This window comes from Mesorhizobium sp. WSM4906, from assembly GCF_029674625.1.
Taxonomy (GTDB): Bacteria; Pseudomonadota; Alphaproteobacteria; order Rhizobiales; family Rhizobiaceae; genus Mesorhizobium.
The window spans coordinates 497,404-512,868 of record NZ_CP121355.1 but is presented as its reverse complement, the minus strand read 5'-3'; the positions used below and the strand labels follow the sequence as shown (position 1 = coordinate 512,868).

15 protein-coding genes are annotated in these 15,465 nt (G+C 64.6%); 10 read left to right on the top strand and 5 right to left on the bottom strand.

Going from position 1 to position 15,465, the window contains the following annotated elements; all coding sequences use genetic code 11:
• Positions 1–105: 105 nt before the first annotated feature.
• Positions 106–1,065 (top strand): sugar-binding transcriptional regulator, encoded by a 960-nt coding sequence (locus tag QAZ22_RS02300; protein ID WP_278075032.1) that lies wholly within the window; start codon positions 106–108, stop codon positions 1,063–1,065.
• A 72-nt stretch (positions 1,066–1,137) separates the two neighbouring features.
• On the opposite strand, the gene QAZ22_RS02295 is transcribed toward QAZ22_RS02300, so the two are convergent.
• Positions 1,138–1,323 (bottom strand): hypothetical protein, encoded by a 186-nt coding sequence (locus QAZ22_RS02295; RefSeq protein ID WP_278075033.1) that lies wholly within the window; start codon positions 1,321–1,323, stop codon positions 1,138–1,140.
• Positions 1,324–1,433: 110 nt separating this feature from the next.
• Between QAZ22_RS02295 and gcvA the strand changes: the two genes are divergently transcribed.
• The 9 genes from gcvA to QAZ22_RS02250 all read left to right on the top strand — a co-directional run bounded on the left by gcvA (position 1,434) and on the right by QAZ22_RS02250 (position 11,603).
• Complete coding sequence (gcvA, locus tag QAZ22_RS02290) at positions 1,434–2,342, top strand: transcriptional regulator GcvA (protein ID WP_278205378.1); 909 nt, start codon at positions 1,434–1,436, stop codon at positions 2,340–2,342.
• A 168-nt stretch (positions 2,343–2,510) separates the two neighbouring features.
• Positions 2,511–3,821, top strand: a complete 1,311-nt coding sequence (locus tag QAZ22_RS02285) for a sugar ABC transporter substrate-binding protein (protein WP_126090732.1) — start codon at positions 2,511–2,513, stop codon at positions 3,819–3,821.
• A gap of 140 nt (positions 3,822–3,961) precedes the next feature.
• The gene (locus tag QAZ22_RS02280; RefSeq protein WP_278205375.1) at positions 3,962–4,834 is read left to right on the top strand and encodes a sugar ABC transporter permease; all 873 of its coding nucleotides are present in this window, start codon (positions 3,962–3,964) and stop codon (positions 4,832–4,834) included.
• A 206-nt stretch (positions 4,835–5,040) separates the two neighbouring features.
• Positions 5,041–5,865, top strand: coding sequence for a carbohydrate ABC transporter permease (locus QAZ22_RS02275; protein WP_278205374.1), 825 nt, complete (start codon positions 5,041–5,043; stop codon positions 5,863–5,865).
• Positions 5,866–5,906: 41 nt separating this feature from the next.
• Positions 5,907–6,911, top strand: coding sequence for an ABC transporter ATP-binding protein (locus tag QAZ22_RS02270; protein WP_278205372.1), 1,005 nt, complete (start codon positions 5,907–5,909; stop codon positions 6,909–6,911).
• Positions 6,908–7,678 (top strand): L-iditol 2-dehydrogenase, encoded by a 771-nt coding sequence (locus QAZ22_RS02265; protein ID WP_278205369.1) that lies wholly within the window; start codon positions 6,908–6,910, stop codon positions 7,676–7,678. The genes QAZ22_RS02270 and QAZ22_RS02265 overlap by 4 nt, the downstream gene beginning before the upstream one ends.
• 159 nt (positions 7,679–7,837) lie before the next feature.
• A complete protein-coding gene (locus QAZ22_RS02260; RefSeq protein ID WP_278205368.1) occupies positions 7,838–9,316 on the top strand; it encodes a mannitol dehydrogenase family protein in 1,479 nt (492 codons plus the stop codon).
• A 20-nt stretch (positions 9,317–9,336) separates the two neighbouring features.
• The gene (locus QAZ22_RS02255; RefSeq protein ID WP_278205366.1) at positions 9,337–10,020 is read left to right on the top strand and encodes an HAD-IA family hydrolase; all 684 of its coding nucleotides are present in this window, start codon (positions 9,337–9,339) and stop codon (positions 10,018–10,020) included.
• A complete protein-coding gene (locus tag QAZ22_RS02250; RefSeq protein WP_278205365.1) occupies positions 10,017–11,603 on the top strand; it encodes an FGGY-family carbohydrate kinase in 1,587 nt (528 codons plus the stop codon). Before QAZ22_RS02255 ends, QAZ22_RS02250 begins: the two co-directional genes overlap by 4 nt.
• 9 nt (positions 11,604–11,612) lie before the next feature.
• Here the strand turns inward: QAZ22_RS02250 and ugpC are convergent, their stop codons facing one another.
• The 4 genes from ugpC to QAZ22_RS02230 are packed head-to-tail and all read right to left on the bottom strand — an operon-like array spanning position 11,613 to position 15,454.
• Entirely contained in the window at positions 11,613–12,698 is a 1,086-nt protein-coding gene (gene ugpC, locus QAZ22_RS02245) for a sn-glycerol-3-phosphate ABC transporter ATP-binding protein UgpC (protein ID WP_278205364.1), read from the bottom strand.
• Positions 12,699–12,701: 3 nt separating this feature from the next.
• A complete protein-coding gene (locus QAZ22_RS02240) occupies positions 12,702–13,748 on the bottom strand; it encodes an NAD(P)-dependent alcohol dehydrogenase (RefSeq protein ID WP_278205363.1) in 1,047 nt (348 codons plus the stop codon).
• Positions 13,749–13,763: 15 nt separating this feature from the next.
• A complete protein-coding gene (locus QAZ22_RS02235; protein ID WP_278205362.1) occupies positions 13,764–14,591 on the bottom strand; it encodes a carbohydrate ABC transporter permease in 828 nt (275 codons plus the stop codon).
• Positions 14,588–15,454 carry a sugar ABC transporter permease gene (locus QAZ22_RS02230; protein WP_278205360.1) on the bottom strand — a complete coding sequence of 289 codons (867 nt, stop codon included), beginning with the start codon at positions 15,452–15,454 and terminating at the stop codon, positions 14,588–14,590. The genes QAZ22_RS02235 and QAZ22_RS02230 overlap by 4 nt, the downstream gene beginning before the upstream one ends.
• Positions 15,455–15,465: the final 11 nt, after the last annotated feature.

Sequence of the window (15,465 nt, the reverse complement as noted above, 5' to 3'; positions counted from 1 at the left end):
ACAGTTGCTCGCGGTAAGCAATTGCTCTTTCAATTGACAATTGCGCATGACCGCTTTCGCTGTAATCTATAGCGCCCGCCCACGTGCGGGCTGGGGAGGCAGGATGTGAACTCGCGACAGGAAACCGGCAACACCAGATTGGACGACGCTGCGCGCGCCGGCTGGCTCTACTACGTCGCCGGCAACACGCAGGATCAGATCGCCGCCAAGCTCGGCATTTCCAGGCAGACGGCGCAGCGGCTGGTGTCGCTGGCGATGTCGGAAGGCCTGATCAAGGTGCGCGTCGATCATCCGATCGCCAATTGCCTCGACCTTGCCGCGCGGCTGAAATCGCGCTTCGCGCTCGATCTGGTCGAAGTGGTGCCGAGCGATCCGACCTCGTCCTCGACGACGATCGGCGTCGCCGAGGCGGCGGCGGCCGAGATCGAGCGGCGGCTGCGTTCGGCCGCGCCGATCGTCATGGCGATCGGCACCGGGCGCACGCTAAAGGCGGCGATCGAGCAGCTTCCGCCGATGGAGTGCCCGCAGCACAAGGTCGTGTCCTTGACCGGCAACATCTCGCCCGACGGCTCGGCCGCCTTCTACAACGTCATCTTCACCATGGCCGACCGGGTCAAGGCGCGCTCCTTCCCGATGCCGCTGCCGGTCATCGCCTCCTCGCCGGAAGAGCGCGACATGCTGCTCAGCCAGCCGATGATCCAGCCGACGCTGGCGCTCGCCGCGGAAGCCGACGTCACTTTCGTCGGCATCGGCGATCTCGGCCCGAAGGCGCCGCTTTACGAGGACGGCTTCATTTCGGAAGGGGAACTCAAGGCGCTGCAGAAGGCGGGCGGCGTCGCCGAGATCGTCGGCTGGGTGTTCGACCGCGAAGGCCGCATGATCGAAGGCATCACCAACGATCGGGTGTCGTCCGCCGCCTTGCCGTCGCGCGAGAGATCGCTGGTCATCGCGTTGGCCATGGGCGAGCGCAAGCTGCCGGGCATCCTCGCCGCCGTGAACCGGCGGCTGGTCAACGGCCTCATCACCGATGAACGGACGGCCGCCGCGCTTCTCGGCGGCGCGTGACCGGAGCCGGAGGCCCGGAAGGCCCATGCATCATCATGATCAGCGCCGCTCGCCGATAAAAGGGAGCCCCGGCTATTCGTAGCGTTCGCGCGGATCGTTGCCGTCGAGAAACCCCATGTCCCGCTGCAGATGCGGCGACAATTCCCGGATATCGACATAACCGCGCCTGCGGCTGGCGAACCATGAAAATTCCCGCGCCAGCAGCGAAATCCAACTGCGAGCCGGGGTCGAAACGATTTTTTCCTGCATCGTGGTCATGATCGTCAGCCTTCGCCATGCTTGAACTGGATTGATCGTCGACCCCAAATATCGGGTTGGCGGCTTCGCGCTTCCAATTAAACCTCGATCATGACCCATAAGGAGGTTTTATGCCCGATCTGAGCTCCCCACAGCTCGCGCCGCTACCGCCGCTGCAGGCGATTCGGGTGTTCGAAGCGGTGGCCCGGCATCTCTCCTTCACCAGGGCAGCGCAGGAACTCGGCATGACTCAGGCCGCCGCGAGCTACCAGATCAAGCTGCTCGAGGAGCGCATCGGCGCGCCGTTGTTCCTGCGCCGTCCCAAGCAGATCGAACTCACCGAGCCAGGCCGGCGCCTGGCGCCTGCCGTCAGCGAGGCCTTTGCCATTCTGGGTCAGGCCTACGCCGCCGCGCGTGGCGGCGCCGACGGCTTGCTGTGCGTAACCACCGTGCTGACTTTTGCCTCGAACTGGCTGGCGCAGCATCTGGGCTCGTTCCAGCTTGCCCATCCAGCAATTGCCGTGCGGCTCGATACGTCGAGCCGCCTGACCGATTTCGCACGCGAGGATGTCGATATCGCCATCCGCTCGGGCGGCGGCAAATGGCCGGGCCTGGAGGCGCACAAACTGCTCGACGCCGATTTCACGCCGATGCTGAGCCCGAAGCTTGCGGCGAGCATCGGCGGCGTCAAGGAGCCGGCGGACCTTTTGCGGCTGCCGATCCTCGATCCCGGCGATGTCTGGTGGACGCAATGGTTCGAGGCCGCCGGTGTCGCTGGACACGACCTCGCCAAGCGGCCGGGCTCCAGCATGGGCGCGCAGGCCTACGAGGCGAATGCCGCCATGGCCGGCCACGGCGTGGCGATCCTGACCAGGGCGCTGTTCAAGAACGAACTCGCCGATGGCCGGCTGGTCCAGCCCTTCGACCTGGTCGGCGACGACGGCCATGCCTATTGGCTGGTCTATCCCACCGCCCGGCGCAACGTGCCGAAAATCCGCGCCTTCCGCGACTGGATCCTCGCCGAGATCGCCTGCCAGTAGCCGGACACGACAACAGCCTCCAAGCCGGACCTTCGCCGCTGCCCCGACAGGTGGCGGCTTCGATTTGTGCTGCGTTGCAGCATCGATTCCGGCTTGACATAATTCACGCTTGGTGAGTAATTGCCCACAGCCAAGGCAAATGCTCATCTTGGTTTATGGGAGGAATTGATGAAACTTCGCACGCTCACCCTGGGCCTGTTGTCGGCCAGCGCTCTCGCTTTCGCCGCGCATGCCGAATCCATCACCATCGCCACTGTTAACAACGGCGACATGGTCCGCATGCAGAAGCTGACGGACGACTTCACGAAGGCCAACCCCGACATCAAGCTCAACTGGGTCACGCTTGAGGAGAACGTGCTGCGCGAGCGCGTCACCACCGATATCGCCACCAAGGGCGGCCAGTACGACGTCATGACCATCGGCACCTACGAGGTCCCGATCTGGGCGAAGCAGAGCTGGCTCTTGCCGCTTGACAAGCTCGGCGACGACTACGACGTCAAGGACATCATCCCGGCCATCGCCGGCGGCCTTTCGGTCGACGGCAAGCTCTATGCAGCGCCATTCTACGGCGAGAGTTCCTTCGTCATGTACCGCAAGGACCTGATGGAGAAGGCCGGGCTCAAGATGCCCGACGCGCCGACCTGGGACTTCATCAAGCAGGCGGCCGACAAGATGACCGACCGCGCCAACGGCGTGAACGGCGTGTGCCTGCGCGGCAAGGCCGGCTGGGGCGAGAACATGGCCTTCCTCACCGCCATGTCGAACTCCTTCGGCGCCCGCTGGTTCGACGAGAACTGGAAGCCGCAATTCGACCAGCCGGAATGGAAGAACACGCTGCAGTTCTATGTCGACCTGATGAAGGCCGACGGCCCGGAAGGTGCTTCCTCCAACGGCTTCAACGAGAACCTGGCGCTGTTCCAGCAGGGCAAGTGCGGCATGTGGATCGACGCCACCGTCGCCGCTTCCTTCGTCTCCGATCCGAAGGCCTCGCAGGTCGCCGACAAGGTCGGCTATGCGCTGGCGCCCGATAACGGCCTCGGCAAGCGCGGCAACTGGCTGTGGGCCTGGTCGCTGGCGATCCCCGCCGGCACGCAAAAGGCCGACGCCGCCGAGAAGTTCGTGTCGTGGGCTACCAGCAAGCACTATGCGGAGCTGGTCGCCTCGAAGGAGGGCTGGGCCAACGTTCCTCCGGGCACGCGCTCCTCGCTCTACGCCAATCCGGAGTACCAGAAGGCGGCGCCCTTCGCCAAGATGACGCTGGACTCCATCAACGCCGCCGATCCGACGCATCCGACCGTCAAGCCGGTGCCCTATGTCGGCGTGCAGTTCGTCGCCATCCCTGAATTCCAGGGTCTCGGCACCACGGTCGGCCAGCTCTTCTCCGCCGCTCTTGCCGGCCAGTCGAGCGTCGACGACGCGCTGAAGCAGGCCCAGGACGCGGCGACCGCGGCGATGACCGAAGGCGGCTACATCAAGTAAGGCTCCTCCCGGTGCCGAGCGCCGGTAGCGCATCATGACCGGCAATGGCCGCCCGAAACCCAGTTCGGGCGGCCACCTTCACAATCAGGAAAATTGTGGCACGACTATAAGATCCGGCTGACATTTGGAGGGTGACCGTCATGGCTACTCAGCAAACCCGTTCGCTTGCCCGTTTCATGATGGCGCCATCGGTCATCCTGCTGTTCATCTGGATGATCGTGCCGCTGGTCTTCACGATCTGGTTCTCGTTCCTCCAGTACAACCCGCTGAACCCGATCCGTGACGGGTTCGTCTGGTTCTCCAATTACAAGCTCTTCTACTCCAACCCGGCCTTCCTGCAGTCGATTCTCAACACGCTCACCATCGTGGTCAGCGTGCTGGTCATCACCGTGGTGGGCGGCATCCTTTTGGCCATGCTCCTCGACCAGCCGATCTGGGGTCAGGGGATCGTGCGCATCCTCGTGATCTCGCCCTTCTTCGTCATGCCGCCGGTCGCAGCCCTTGTCTGGAAGAACATGATCATGCACCCGCAATACGGCGTCTTCGCCGATATTGCCCGTTTCTTCGGCGCCAACCCCATCGACTGGTTCGGCCAGCACCCGCTGACGGCGGTCATCCTCATCGTCGCCTGGCAGTGGCTGCCCTTCGCGACGCTGATCCTGCTCACCTCCCTGCAGTCGCTCGACGGCGAGCAGAAGGAGGCGGCCGAGATGGACGGCGCCGGCTTCCTCAGCCGCTTCTGGTATCTGACGCTGCCGCACATGTCGCGCGCCATCACCGTCGTCATCCTGATCCAGACGATCTTCCTGCTTTCGATCTATGCCGAGATCCTGGTCACCACCAATGGCGGCCCGGGCTACGCCTCCACCAACCTGCCCTTCCTCGTCTATCAGAAGGCGCTGCTGGAGTTCAAAATCGGTCAGGCCTCCGCGGGTGGCGTCATCGCGGTCATTCTCGCCAACATCGTCGCCTTCTTCGTCATGCGCGCCGTCGGCAAGAACCTGGACAAGTAAGGGGGAGACGATGCCAAGTGCGCTGAACCACCCCCACTCCGTCCCGCTGCGCGGGACACCTCTCCCCTGCCCGGGGGAGAGGAAACGCCTGCATCGAAGCCTCGCCCTTCCTCTAGCCCGTCGATCGGGGGAGAGGTGGTTTGCGCAGCAAACCGGAGTGGGGGTCGACCCTGCCGCCAACATCGCCGATACGGGAGGACCTGACCATGGCACGCGCAGTCACCACCCAGCACAAGACGATCGCCACCGCCGCGGCCTGGATCGTCGCCTTGTTGATCTTCTTTCCGATCCTTTACACGATCATCACCTCCTTCAAGTCGGAGCAGGAGGCGATCCAGGGCTTCGCCCTGATCCCGTCCGGCACCACGGAAAGCTATTCGGAAGTGCAGGCGCAGAGCGGCTACTTCAAGTTCTTCCTGAATTCAGTGATCCTGTCGGTCGGCTCGACCGTCCTTGCGCTCATCATCGCCATCCCGGCGGCATGGTCGATGGCCTTCTCGCCGACCAAGCGCACCAAGGACATCCTGATGTGGATGCTCTCCACCAAGATGATGCCGGCCGTCGCGGTGCTGTTCCCGATCTACCTGATCTTCCGCGACAGCGGGCTGCTCGACAGCCGCATCGGCCTGACCGTCATGCTGATGCTGATCAACCTGCCGATCGTGATCTGGATGCTCTACACCTACTTCCGCGAGATTCCGGGCGAGATCCTCGAAGCGGCGCGCATGGACGGCGCCTCGCTGTGGAACGAGATCATCTACGTGCTGACGCCGATGGCGGTGCCGGGTATCGCCTCGACCATGCTGTTGAACATCATCCTGGCCTGGAACGAGGCGTTCTGGACGATCCGTTTGACCACCACCGACGCCGCGCCGCTTACCGCCTTCATCAGCTCTTTCTCAAGCCCGCAAGGCCTGTTCTGGGCCAAGCTCTCGGCGGCCTCGACACTGGCGATCGCCCCGATCCTGATCATGGGCTGGTTCAGCCAGAAGCAGCTGGTGCGCGGCCTGACTTTTGGCGCCGTGAAGTAAGAGCCGCAAGCGGCGGACGACGAAATCCCCGGGAGGAAACCATGGGAAACATCACGCTCAAGAACGTCTCCAAGTCGTTCGGGTCGACGACGATCATTCCGAACATCGACCTCAATATCGAGGACGGCGAGTTCGTCGTGTTCGTCGGCCCGTCGGGTTGCGGCAAGTCCACGCTGCTCAGGCTGATCGCCGGGCTGGAGGACACCAGCGGCGGCACCATCAGCATCGACGGCCGCGACGTGACCCAGGAGGCGCCGGCCAAGCGCAAGCTTGCCATGGTCTTCCAGTCCTATGCGCTCTACCCGCATATGACGGTCGCCAAGAACATCGCCTTCCCGCTGAAGATGGCGGGCGAGGACCAGGCGACCATCGACAAGAAGGTGAAGGACGCAGCGCGTGTGCTGAACCTCACCAACTATCTCGAGCGTCGTCCGGGCCAGCTCTCCGGCGGCCAGCGCCAGCGCGTCGCCATCGGCCGCGCCATCGTGCGCCAGCCTTCGGCCTTCCTGTTCGACGAGCCGCTGTCCAACCTCGACGCGGCGCTGCGCGGCACCATGCGGCTGGAGATCAGCGAGCTGCACCATCAGCTCAAGACGACGATGATCTACGTCACCCACGACCAGGTCGAGGCCATGACCATGGCCGACAAGATCGTCGTGCTCAACGCCGGCAATATCGAGCAGGTCGGCTCGCCCATGGAGCTCTACCGCACGCCGAAGAACCTCTTCGTCGCCGGCTTCATCGGCTCGCCCAAGATGAACCTCATCGAAGGCGCGCCGGCCGACAAATACGGCGCCAAGACCATCGGCATCCGGCCCGAGCACATCAACATCTCGACCACGGCCGGCGACTGGAAGGCGACGGTGGGCGTTGCCGAGCATCTCGGCTCCGACACCTTCCTGCATGTCCAGACGGACGGCATCGGCACGATCAATGTCCGCGCCGACGGCGAGGTCGCGGTCAAGCATGGCGACACCGTCTATCTGACGCCAGACAAGACCAAGCTGCATCGCTTCGGCGCCGACGGCAGGGCGCTGGCGCAGTGAGGCTGAAGGGCAAATCGGCGCTGATCACCGGATCGGCGCGCGGCATCGGCCGGGCCTTCGCCGAAGCCTATGCGCGCGAAGGCGCCACGGTAGCGATCGCCGACATCAACCTCGAAGCGGCCGAAGCGACCGCGAAGCATATCGGCTCTGCCGCTTACGCGATCCGGCTTGACGTCACCGACCCGTTCTCGATCGAGGCCGCCGTGAAGGCGGTCGAGGCCAAGGCCGGCGGTCTCGACATCCTGATCAACAATGCCGCGCTGTTCGACCTGGCGCCTATCGTCGAGATCAGCCGCGCGAGCTACGACAGACTGTTCTCTGTCAACGTCGCCGGCACGCTGTTCATGCTGCAGGCGGCCGCCCGCTCGATGATCGCGCGTGGCAAAGGCGGCAGGATCATCAACATGGCGAGTCAGGCCGGGCGTCGCGGCGAGCCGCTGGTCGCGGTCTATTGCGCCACCAAGGCTGCCGTCATTTCGCTGACCCAGTCGGCCGGGCTCGACCTGATCAAGCACCGCATCAACGTCAACGCCATCGCGCCCGGCGTCGTCGACGGCGAGCACTGGGATCACGTCGATTCGCTGTTCGCCAAATACGAGAACCGGCCGAAAGGCGAGAAGAAGCGGCTCGTTGGCGAAAGCGTGCCCTATGGCCGCATGGGCCGAGCGGAAGACCTGACCGGCATGGCGGTTTTCCTTGCCAGCGACGAGGCCGAATACATTGTCGCCCAGACCTACAACGTCGACGGCGGTCAATGGATGAGTTGATGGGGATGAGTTGAGGGGGAAGGCGCGCCTCCCGTCCTCCGGGGAGGACGCGCCGAGGGGCAGGTGAGGGGCGGGACCGCAAAAACAAGCGCTGCCCCTCACCGCTCTCCCGAACGAGGCGGAATTGTTGGGCTGCATATCGGCCGAAGGGTAAGTAAGATGACCGTGAAACTCTCTTCCTCGAACCTCGCAACGCTTCCCTCGAAGGTTTCCGGCCCGAAATACGACCGCTCCTCCCTGAAAGCCGGCATCGTGCATTTCGGCGTCGGCAACTTCCACCGCTCGCACCAGGCCGTCTATCTCGACGACCTGTTCAATTCCGGGCTCGGCCATGACTGGGCGCTGATCGGTGCCGGCGTGTTCGAGGGCGAGAAGGCCGGCCGCGCCAGGCTTCAGGAGCAGGATTGGCTGACCACCGTGGTCGAGCAAGACCAGGGCCATATGAGCGCCCGCGTCACCGGCGCGATGGTCGATTTCCTGATGCCGGGCGATGCTGCCGCGATCATCGAGCAGCTCGCCGACCCGGCGATCAAGATCGTGTCGTTGACCATCACCGAAGGCGGCTATTTCATCGACCCGGCCTCGGGCAAGTTCAACCCGGCGCATCCCGATATCGTCGCCGACGCTCAGCCGGGCGCGGCGCCGAAAACGGTCTTCGGCATCATCCTTGCCGGTCTGGTGCGCCGGCGCGCCGACGGCATCGTGCCGTTCACCGTCATGTCCTGCGACAACATCCCCCACAATGGCCACGTCACCTCCGACGGCGTCATCGGCCTGGCCCGGCTGATCGATGAGAATCTGGCCGGTTGGGTGAGGGACAACGTCGCCTTCCCGAACGGCATGGTCGACCGCATCACGCCGGCCACCACCGACCGCGAGCGCGGTATCCTGGCCAATGATTTCGGGCTGGAAGACAACTGGCCGGTCTTCTGCGAGCCGTTCAAGCAATGGGTGCTGGAGGATCATTTCACCGCTGGCCGGCCGCCGCTCGAAAAGGCCGGCGTGCAGTTCGTCAAGGATGTCTCGCCTTACGAGCTGATGAAGATCCGCATCCTCAACGGCGGCCACGCCACCATCGCCTATCCGGCAGGCCTGATGGACATCCATTTCGTGCACGAGGCGATGCAGGAGCCGCTGGTGCGCGGCTTCCTCGCCAAGCTGGAGCGCGACGAGATCATCCCGACCGTGCCGCCGGTGCCGGACACGGTGCTGGAGGATTACTACCAGCTCATCGAGCGCCGCTTCTCCAACCCCAAGATCGGCGACACCATCCGCCGGCTCTGCCTCGATGGCTCCAACCGGCAGCCGAAATTCATCATCCCGACCATCGCCGACCGGCTGAAGGCGGGCAAAGGCGTGGCGGGTCTCGCGCTGGAATCCGCGCTCTGGTGCCGCTACTGCTTCGGCACCACCGACAGCGGCGCCGTCATCGAGCCGAACGATCCGAACTGGGACCGGATGCAGGCGACCGCGAAGGCCGCGAAGGACACGCCCGGCGCCTGGCTTGCCATGGACGACATCTATGGCGATGTCGGCCGCTCGCCCGTTTTCGCGCAAGCCTTTGCCCATGCGCTCAACGTGCTGTGGGCGAACGGTGCGCGCGAAACCTTGACGCGCTACCTCGCCGGCAAGCTCTGAGGCCACTGGAAGCAGCTGGCATGACGCCCGAGCTGGTCATCTTCGACTGTGACGGCGTCCTGGTCGACAGCGAGGCGCTCTCGGTCTCGGCGCTTCTCGGCATGATCGAGCTTGCCGGCGGCACCGTCAGCGAGGACGCCGCCTATGAGCATTTCCTCGGCAAGAGCATGAAGAGCGTGCGCGAGATCCTCGGCCGCGAGTTCCGCCTGGAGATCAGCGACCAGCATCTCACCGCCATGCGCGTCGACCTGATGCGCAAGTTCCGCGAAGAGCTGAAGCCGATCCCCGGCATCAAGGAGATCCTGCCGAGGCTGGGATTGCCTTATTGCGTCGCCTCTTCCGGCACGCTGGAGCGCATCCGCTACGCGCTCGACGTCACCGGCCTTCTGGCTCTGCTGGAGCCGCATCTCTTCAGCGCCGCCATGGTCACGCGCGGCAAGCCGGCGCCGGACCTGTTCCTCCACGCCGCCGCCAGCATGCGGGCCCATCCGCGCAAATGCCTGGTCATCGAGGACAGCCCGGCCGGCGTCGCCGCGGCGCGGGCGGCGGGCATGCGCGTCTTTGCCTTCACCGGCGGATCGCACGCGGACAACCCCGCGCTGAAGGCGCGGCTTGCGTCAACCGAACCGGACTTTATATTCGCTGACATGCTGCAATTGCCCGATCTGATTGCAGGCCTGGGAGCGAGAGTAGAAGCATCTTGACGACGAGTTTCGTTTGCGCGGTCGATGTCGGCACCGGGAGCGCTCGCGCGGGCATTCTCGACTCCGATGGCAATCTGCTCGGCCGCGCCGAGCGGCCGATCGCCATGCACCAGCCCAGGCCCGATCACGCCGAGCATGATTCGGAAAACATCTGGTCGGCCGTCTGCGCCGCCGTGCGCGCCGCGCGTGAAAAGGCAGGCGTCGCCGAGGCGGATATCGTCGGCATTTCCTTCGACGCCACCTGCTCGCTTGTCGTGCGCGACAGGCAAGGCGGCCAGCTCAGCGTCTCGGTCACCGGCGAGAAGCGCTGGGACACCATCGTCTGGCTCGATCATCGCGCCATCGCCGAGGCCGACGAATGCACCAGAAGCGGCCATGCCGTGCTCGACTATATCGGCGGTGTGATGTCGCCGGAAATGGAAACGCCGAAGCTGATGTGGCTGAAGCGCTATCTGCCTGGAACGTGGAACGAAGCCGGCTATCTGTTCGATCTCGCCGATTTCCTGACCTGGAAGGCGACCGGCTCGCTCGCCCGCTCGCAATGCACGCTGACGGCCAAATGGACCTATCTGGCGCATGAGGAGACAAGCTGGCGGCGCGATTTCTTCAAGCTCGTCGGCCTCGGCGATCTCTTCGAGCACGGCAATCTTCCGGAAAAGGCAAGCCCGGTCGGCGCCGATATCGGCCCGCTGACGGCGCAAGCGGCTGCCGATCTCGGCCTGACCGAAAAATGCCGCGTCGGCGCCGGCGTCATCGACGCCTATGCGGGCGCGCTCGGCGTTCTCGGCGGCTTTGCCGGCGACGAGACGGACATCAGCCGGCACCTCGCGCTGATTGCCGGCACCTCGTCCTGTGTCATGGCGATGTCGCGGGATCCGCAACCCTTTGCCGGCGTCTGGGGCCCCTATTATGGCGCGGCGTTGCCGAAGCTATGGCTGTCGGAAGGCGGCCAGTCGGCCACCGGCGCGCTGCTCGACCACATCATCCGCTGGCATGGCGCCGGCGGCGAGCCGGATGCGGCCATGCATGCCAGGATCGCCAGGCGCGTCGCCGAGCTGCGCGCCGCCGAGGGCGACGCGCTGGCGGCGCGGCTGCATGTCCTGCCGGATTTCCACGGCAACCGCTCGCCGCTCGCCGACCCGCACGCGGTCGGCGTCGTCAGCGGGCTGACGCTCGATTCCTCCTTCGACAGTCTGTGCAAGCTCTACTGGCGCACCGCCGTCGGCATCGCGCTCGGCGTGCGCCATGTGCTGGAGGCGCTGAACGAGAATGGCTATCTGATTGACACGCTGCACGTCACCGGCGGCCACACCAAGAATCCGCTCTTGATGGAGCTCTATGCCGACGCCACCGGCTGCACGGTTATCGAGCCGCTGGCCGACGAGGCGGTGCTGCTTGGCACCGGCATGGTGGCGGCGACCGCCGCCGGGCTTTACCCCGACCTCAACGCCGCCTGCGTGGCCATGCAGCAGGGCGGCAGGACGCGTCCCTCGAACCCCGCCGCCGGCGCCCGCTTCGACCGCGACTACCGGATCTTCCTCGAAATGCACCGCCAGCGCCAGGCGCTCGACGCGATACGATAGACCTTCGAGCTATTGCGTGCGCAGCGACGCGCCTGTCGATGCGTTGAAGAGGTGGATGCTCTCCTCCTCGAACGTATAGCGGACAGGCGCGCGCAGATCCGGGCATTCGCGGGCCGGAACCAGCGCGCTGATCTCCTTGCCGCCGGAGCCGAACGTCACCAGCGCGTCATTGCCGTGGAATTCGATGAGGTCGGCCGTGCCTTGCAATGCATTGCCGGCGCCGGCACCCGCCGTCTTCAGGTCGGGCGGCCGGATGCCGAGCACGGCGCGATCGCCATGGTTCAGATGGAAACCCGAACCGTCCACTCCAAGCACCGTTCCGGCGCCGGTCAGCACCCAGCCGGTTCGGCTGCGTTCGACCGTCACCTCGATGAAATTCATGGTCGGCGTGCCGATGAAACCGGCCACGAACATGTTGCCGGGGCAGCGATAGATTTCCGCCGGCGATCCGATCTGCTCGATTACGCCGTCCTTGAGCAGCACGATGCGGTCGGCAAGCGTCATCGCTTCGAGCTGGTCATGCGTGACATAGACGGTCGTCGTCTTCAGCGATTGGTGCAGGCGGGCGATCTCGACGCGCATATGATTGCGCAGCTTGGCGTCGAGGTTGGACAGCGGCTCGTCGAACAGGAACACCTTCGGCGTCTTGATCATGGCGCGCGCGATCGCCACCCGCTGCTGCTGGCCGCCGGAGAGTTCGGTGGGCCTGCGGCCAAGATAGGGTTCCAGCCCGAGCGTTTTGGACACTGCCTCGACCCGCTTCTGGATATCGGCCGCCGGCACCTTCTGCCGTCGCAAGCCGAAGGCGATGTTGTCGAAGATCGTCATATGCGGATAGAGCGCATAGTTCTGGAACACCATGGCGATACCGCGGTCGCCGGGCTCGAGGTCGTTCACCACCTTGCCGCCGATCGACACTTCGCCGCCGCTGATGTCTTCCAGGCCGGCCAGCATCCGCAGCAGAGTGGACTTGCCGCAGCCGGAAGGCCCCAGGAACACGACGAATTCGTGCTCCTCGATCGCAAGGTTGAGGTCGCGGATGACGGTCGTGGCGCCATAGGCCTTGTCGACATGGGAGCAGGTAATCGCGGACATGGGTCAGCCCTTCTCGCCGGTGAGCAGGATCTGCAGCTTGACGTCCTGCGGGTTGCCCTGCGCCGCCCGCTCGAATGCCTTGATGCTGTCTGGAAAATCATAAGTGCCGGTGATCAGCGGCTTGAGGTCGACCTTGCCGGAAGCAATGAGCTGCAGGGCGCGATCGAAGATGTTGGCGTAGCGGAACACCGTCTCGATGCGCACTTCCCTCGAGATCGCCGCCGGCACGTCGAGGCTGACCGGCTCGACCGGCAGTCCGACCAGCACCACGGCGCCGCCTGGCCGCACGACGTCGAACAGATTGGCGAAGGCCTTGGGACTGCCGCTCGCCTCGAACACGATATCGGCGCCCCAACCATCGGTCGCTGCCCGCACCGCATCGACCAGCGACTGCTCGCCGATATTGACCGGCACGATGCCCGGATACTGGGCGGCGATCTTGAGCTTGGGCGCGGAGAAGTCGGAGATCAGCACTTTCGAGCAGCCGCCCGCCAAGGCAGCCAGCGCGATCATGATGCCGATAGGGCCGCAGCCGACGACGACGGCGACATCGCCTGGAACGATGCGTGCCCGTGCGGCCGCCTGCATGCCGATGGCGAAAGGCTCGACCATCGCACCCTCGGCGAAGGACACATTGTCCGGCAGCTTGTAGGTGAAGGCCGCCGGATGCACGGCATAAGGGGCAAGCACCCCATGCACCGGCGGCGTCGCCCAGAAGCGCACGTCAGGGTCGACATTGTAGATGCCGAGCTTCGTCGCGCGTGACGACAGGTTCGGCACGCCGGGCTCCATGCAGACGCGGTCGCCGACCTTCAGGCTAGTGACATTGGCGCCGATCTCGACGATCGTTCCCGACGCCTCGTGGCCGAGCACCATCGGCTCGCGCACGATATAGCTGCCGATCGCGCCATGAGTGTAGTAATGCACATCGCTGCCGCAGACGCCGACGGTGTGGATGGCGATCCTGACGTCGCCCGGCCCGACCTCCAGCGGCAGCGCGATCTCGCGCAGCGACAGTTCGCCTTTTTTCTCAAGCACCAGTGCCCGCATCAGGTAATCCTCGCATCAACTTTTCTTTTGCCGGAAAACAGAATTCAGGAAGCCGCTCAGCACGCCGAGGAACAGCAACGGCGGCAGCGACAGAAGCACGACCGAAGCGTTGAGGATGCCCCACGGCACGTTCATGCCTTGCTGCGACAGCTCCGAGGCGACGATCGGCAGGGTCTTGGCGTTGGAACTCGACAGCATCAGCGCGATCAGGAACTCGTTCCACACCAGCACGAAGCTGAACGCGATGGCGCCGGCGAGCGAGCGCGCCGCGACGGGAAGCGCAATCCGCCAGAACACCGAGTAGGCGCCATAGCCATCCACGAAGGCCGCTTCCTCGATCTCCTTGGGCACACCCTGGAAGGCGGGGATCGCCAGCCACATGATCACCGAGATGGTGAGCAGCGAATAGGTGACGATGAGCGCCGGCAAAGTGTCGTAGAGACCGACCTGAAGCCAGATCACCATCAATGGGATGGCCACCGCCACCGGCGGCAGGAAGCGCAGCGACAGCACGAAGAACTGGATGTCGCCGGCGAAGCGGTTGGGATAGCGCGCCACCGCATAGGCCGCCGGTAGGCCGAGCGCGACGCCGATCAGCACGGCCGAGCCGCAGGCGACGACGGAGTTGTAGAGCCCGGTCAGCACGCTGTCGCGGCCGAGGATGTAACCGATGTTGGCAAGCGTCGGCGTGAACACCAGGCGCGGAACCCGCGTGATGATGTCGACATTGTTCTTCAGCGCGTTGAGCGCCGTCCAGACAAGCGGGAACACTGCCAGGAATCCTGCCAGCGCCAGGATGGCCTTGGCGATCAGGCGGCCCGGTCGTATCGGATATGGCCTCATGCCTGCACCCGCTTCCACAGGAAGGTGAAGGTGATGACGGTCGCAATCATCATCAGCACCGCCATGGCCGAGGCATAGGAGACCTTGCCGGACTCGATGAAGCCCTGCGAGAAGGCGTACATGTCGAGTGTCTCCGTCGCGACGCCCGGTCCGCCGCGCGTCATCACATAGATGAGGTCGAAGGAGCGCAGCGATTCGATCATCTTGACGAACATCAGGCTGATCAGCGGCGCCTTGAGCATCGGCAAGGTCACGTAGGCATGGATCTGCCAGCGCTTCGCATGGTCGAGCCGCGCCGCCTCGATCGGCTGTGGCGGCAAGGTCTCCAGCAGCTTCAGCACGATGACGGCGAAGAACAGGCCCCATTGCCAGACGTCGACCGAGGCGACGGCGAACAGCGCCGTCGAGGCCTTGGAGAGCGGGTCGAAGATCAGCCCGCCGGTGATCAGCCGGTAGGGATAGGTGGCGATGCCGTAAAGCGGGTGATAGGCGAACTTCCACACGAAAGCCGCCGAGACACGCGGCAACAGCACCGGAATGATGAACAGCAGGCAGTAGACGTTGCGCAGGCGTGGCGAGGCAACTTCGAACATCAGCACGCCGAGCCCGATCGCCACCACCATCGTCGCCGCGACGGTGACGATCTCCCACTTCACCGAAACCCACACGGCGTTGAGGAAGCGGCGGTCGAGAAAGAGGTCGGCGAAGTTCGAGAACCAGACCCAGGAATAGCCAGGCGCGCTCAATTCGCGGTTCTGCAGGGCAATCACGATGGCGTAGAGCGTCGGCACCATCGACAGCACGAGCAGGATGACGAATGTGGGAACGAGAAAGGTGACGGGCAGGGAAGAGCGTCGGCGCATTGCCTATCCTC

Bases quoted from the DNA above. Each gene is read 5' to 3' on its own strand.
- gcvA (WP_278205378.1), top strand. From the start codon at position 1,434: ATGCCCGATCTGAGCTCCCCACAGCTCGCGCCGCTACCGCCGCTGCAG.
- QAZ22_RS02235 (WP_278205362.1), bottom strand. From the start codon at position 14,591: ATGAGGCCATATCCGATACGACCGGGCCGCCTGATCGCCAAGGCCATC.
- QAZ22_RS02275 (WP_278205374.1), top strand. From the start codon at position 5,041: ATGGCACGCGCAGTCACCACCCAGCACAAGACGATCGCCACCGCCGCG.
- QAZ22_RS02280 (WP_278205375.1), top strand. From the start codon at position 3,962: ATGGCTACTCAGCAAACCCGTTCGCTTGCCCGTTTCATGATGGCGCCA.
- QAZ22_RS02230 (WP_278205360.1), bottom strand. From the start codon at position 15,454: ATGCGCCGACGCTCTTCCCTGCCCGTCACCTTTCTCGTTCCCACATTC.
- QAZ22_RS02270 (WP_278205372.1), top strand. From the start codon at position 5,907: ATGGGAAACATCACGCTCAAGAACGTCTCCAAGTCGTTCGGGTCGACG.
- QAZ22_RS02240 (WP_278205363.1), bottom strand. From the start codon at position 13,748: ATGCGGGCACTGGTGCTTGAGAAAAAAGGCGAACTGTCGCTGCGCGAG.
- ugpC (WP_278205364.1), bottom strand. From the start codon at position 12,698: ATGTCCGCGATTACCTGCTCCCATGTCGACAAGGCCTATGGCGCCACG.
- QAZ22_RS02260 (WP_278205368.1), top strand. From the start codon at position 7,838: ATGACCGTGAAACTCTCTTCCTCGAACCTCGCAACGCTTCCCTCGAAG.
- QAZ22_RS02285 (WP_126090732.1), top strand. From the start codon at position 2,511: ATGAAACTTCGCACGCTCACCCTGGGCCTGTTGTCGGCCAGCGCTCTC.
- QAZ22_RS02295 (WP_278075033.1), bottom strand. From the start codon at position 1,323: ATGACCACGATGCAGGAAAAAATCGTTTCGACCCCGGCTCGCAGTTGG.
- QAZ22_RS02255 (WP_278205366.1), top strand. From the start codon at position 9,337: ATGACGCCCGAGCTGGTCATCTTCGACTGTGACGGCGTCCTGGTCGAC.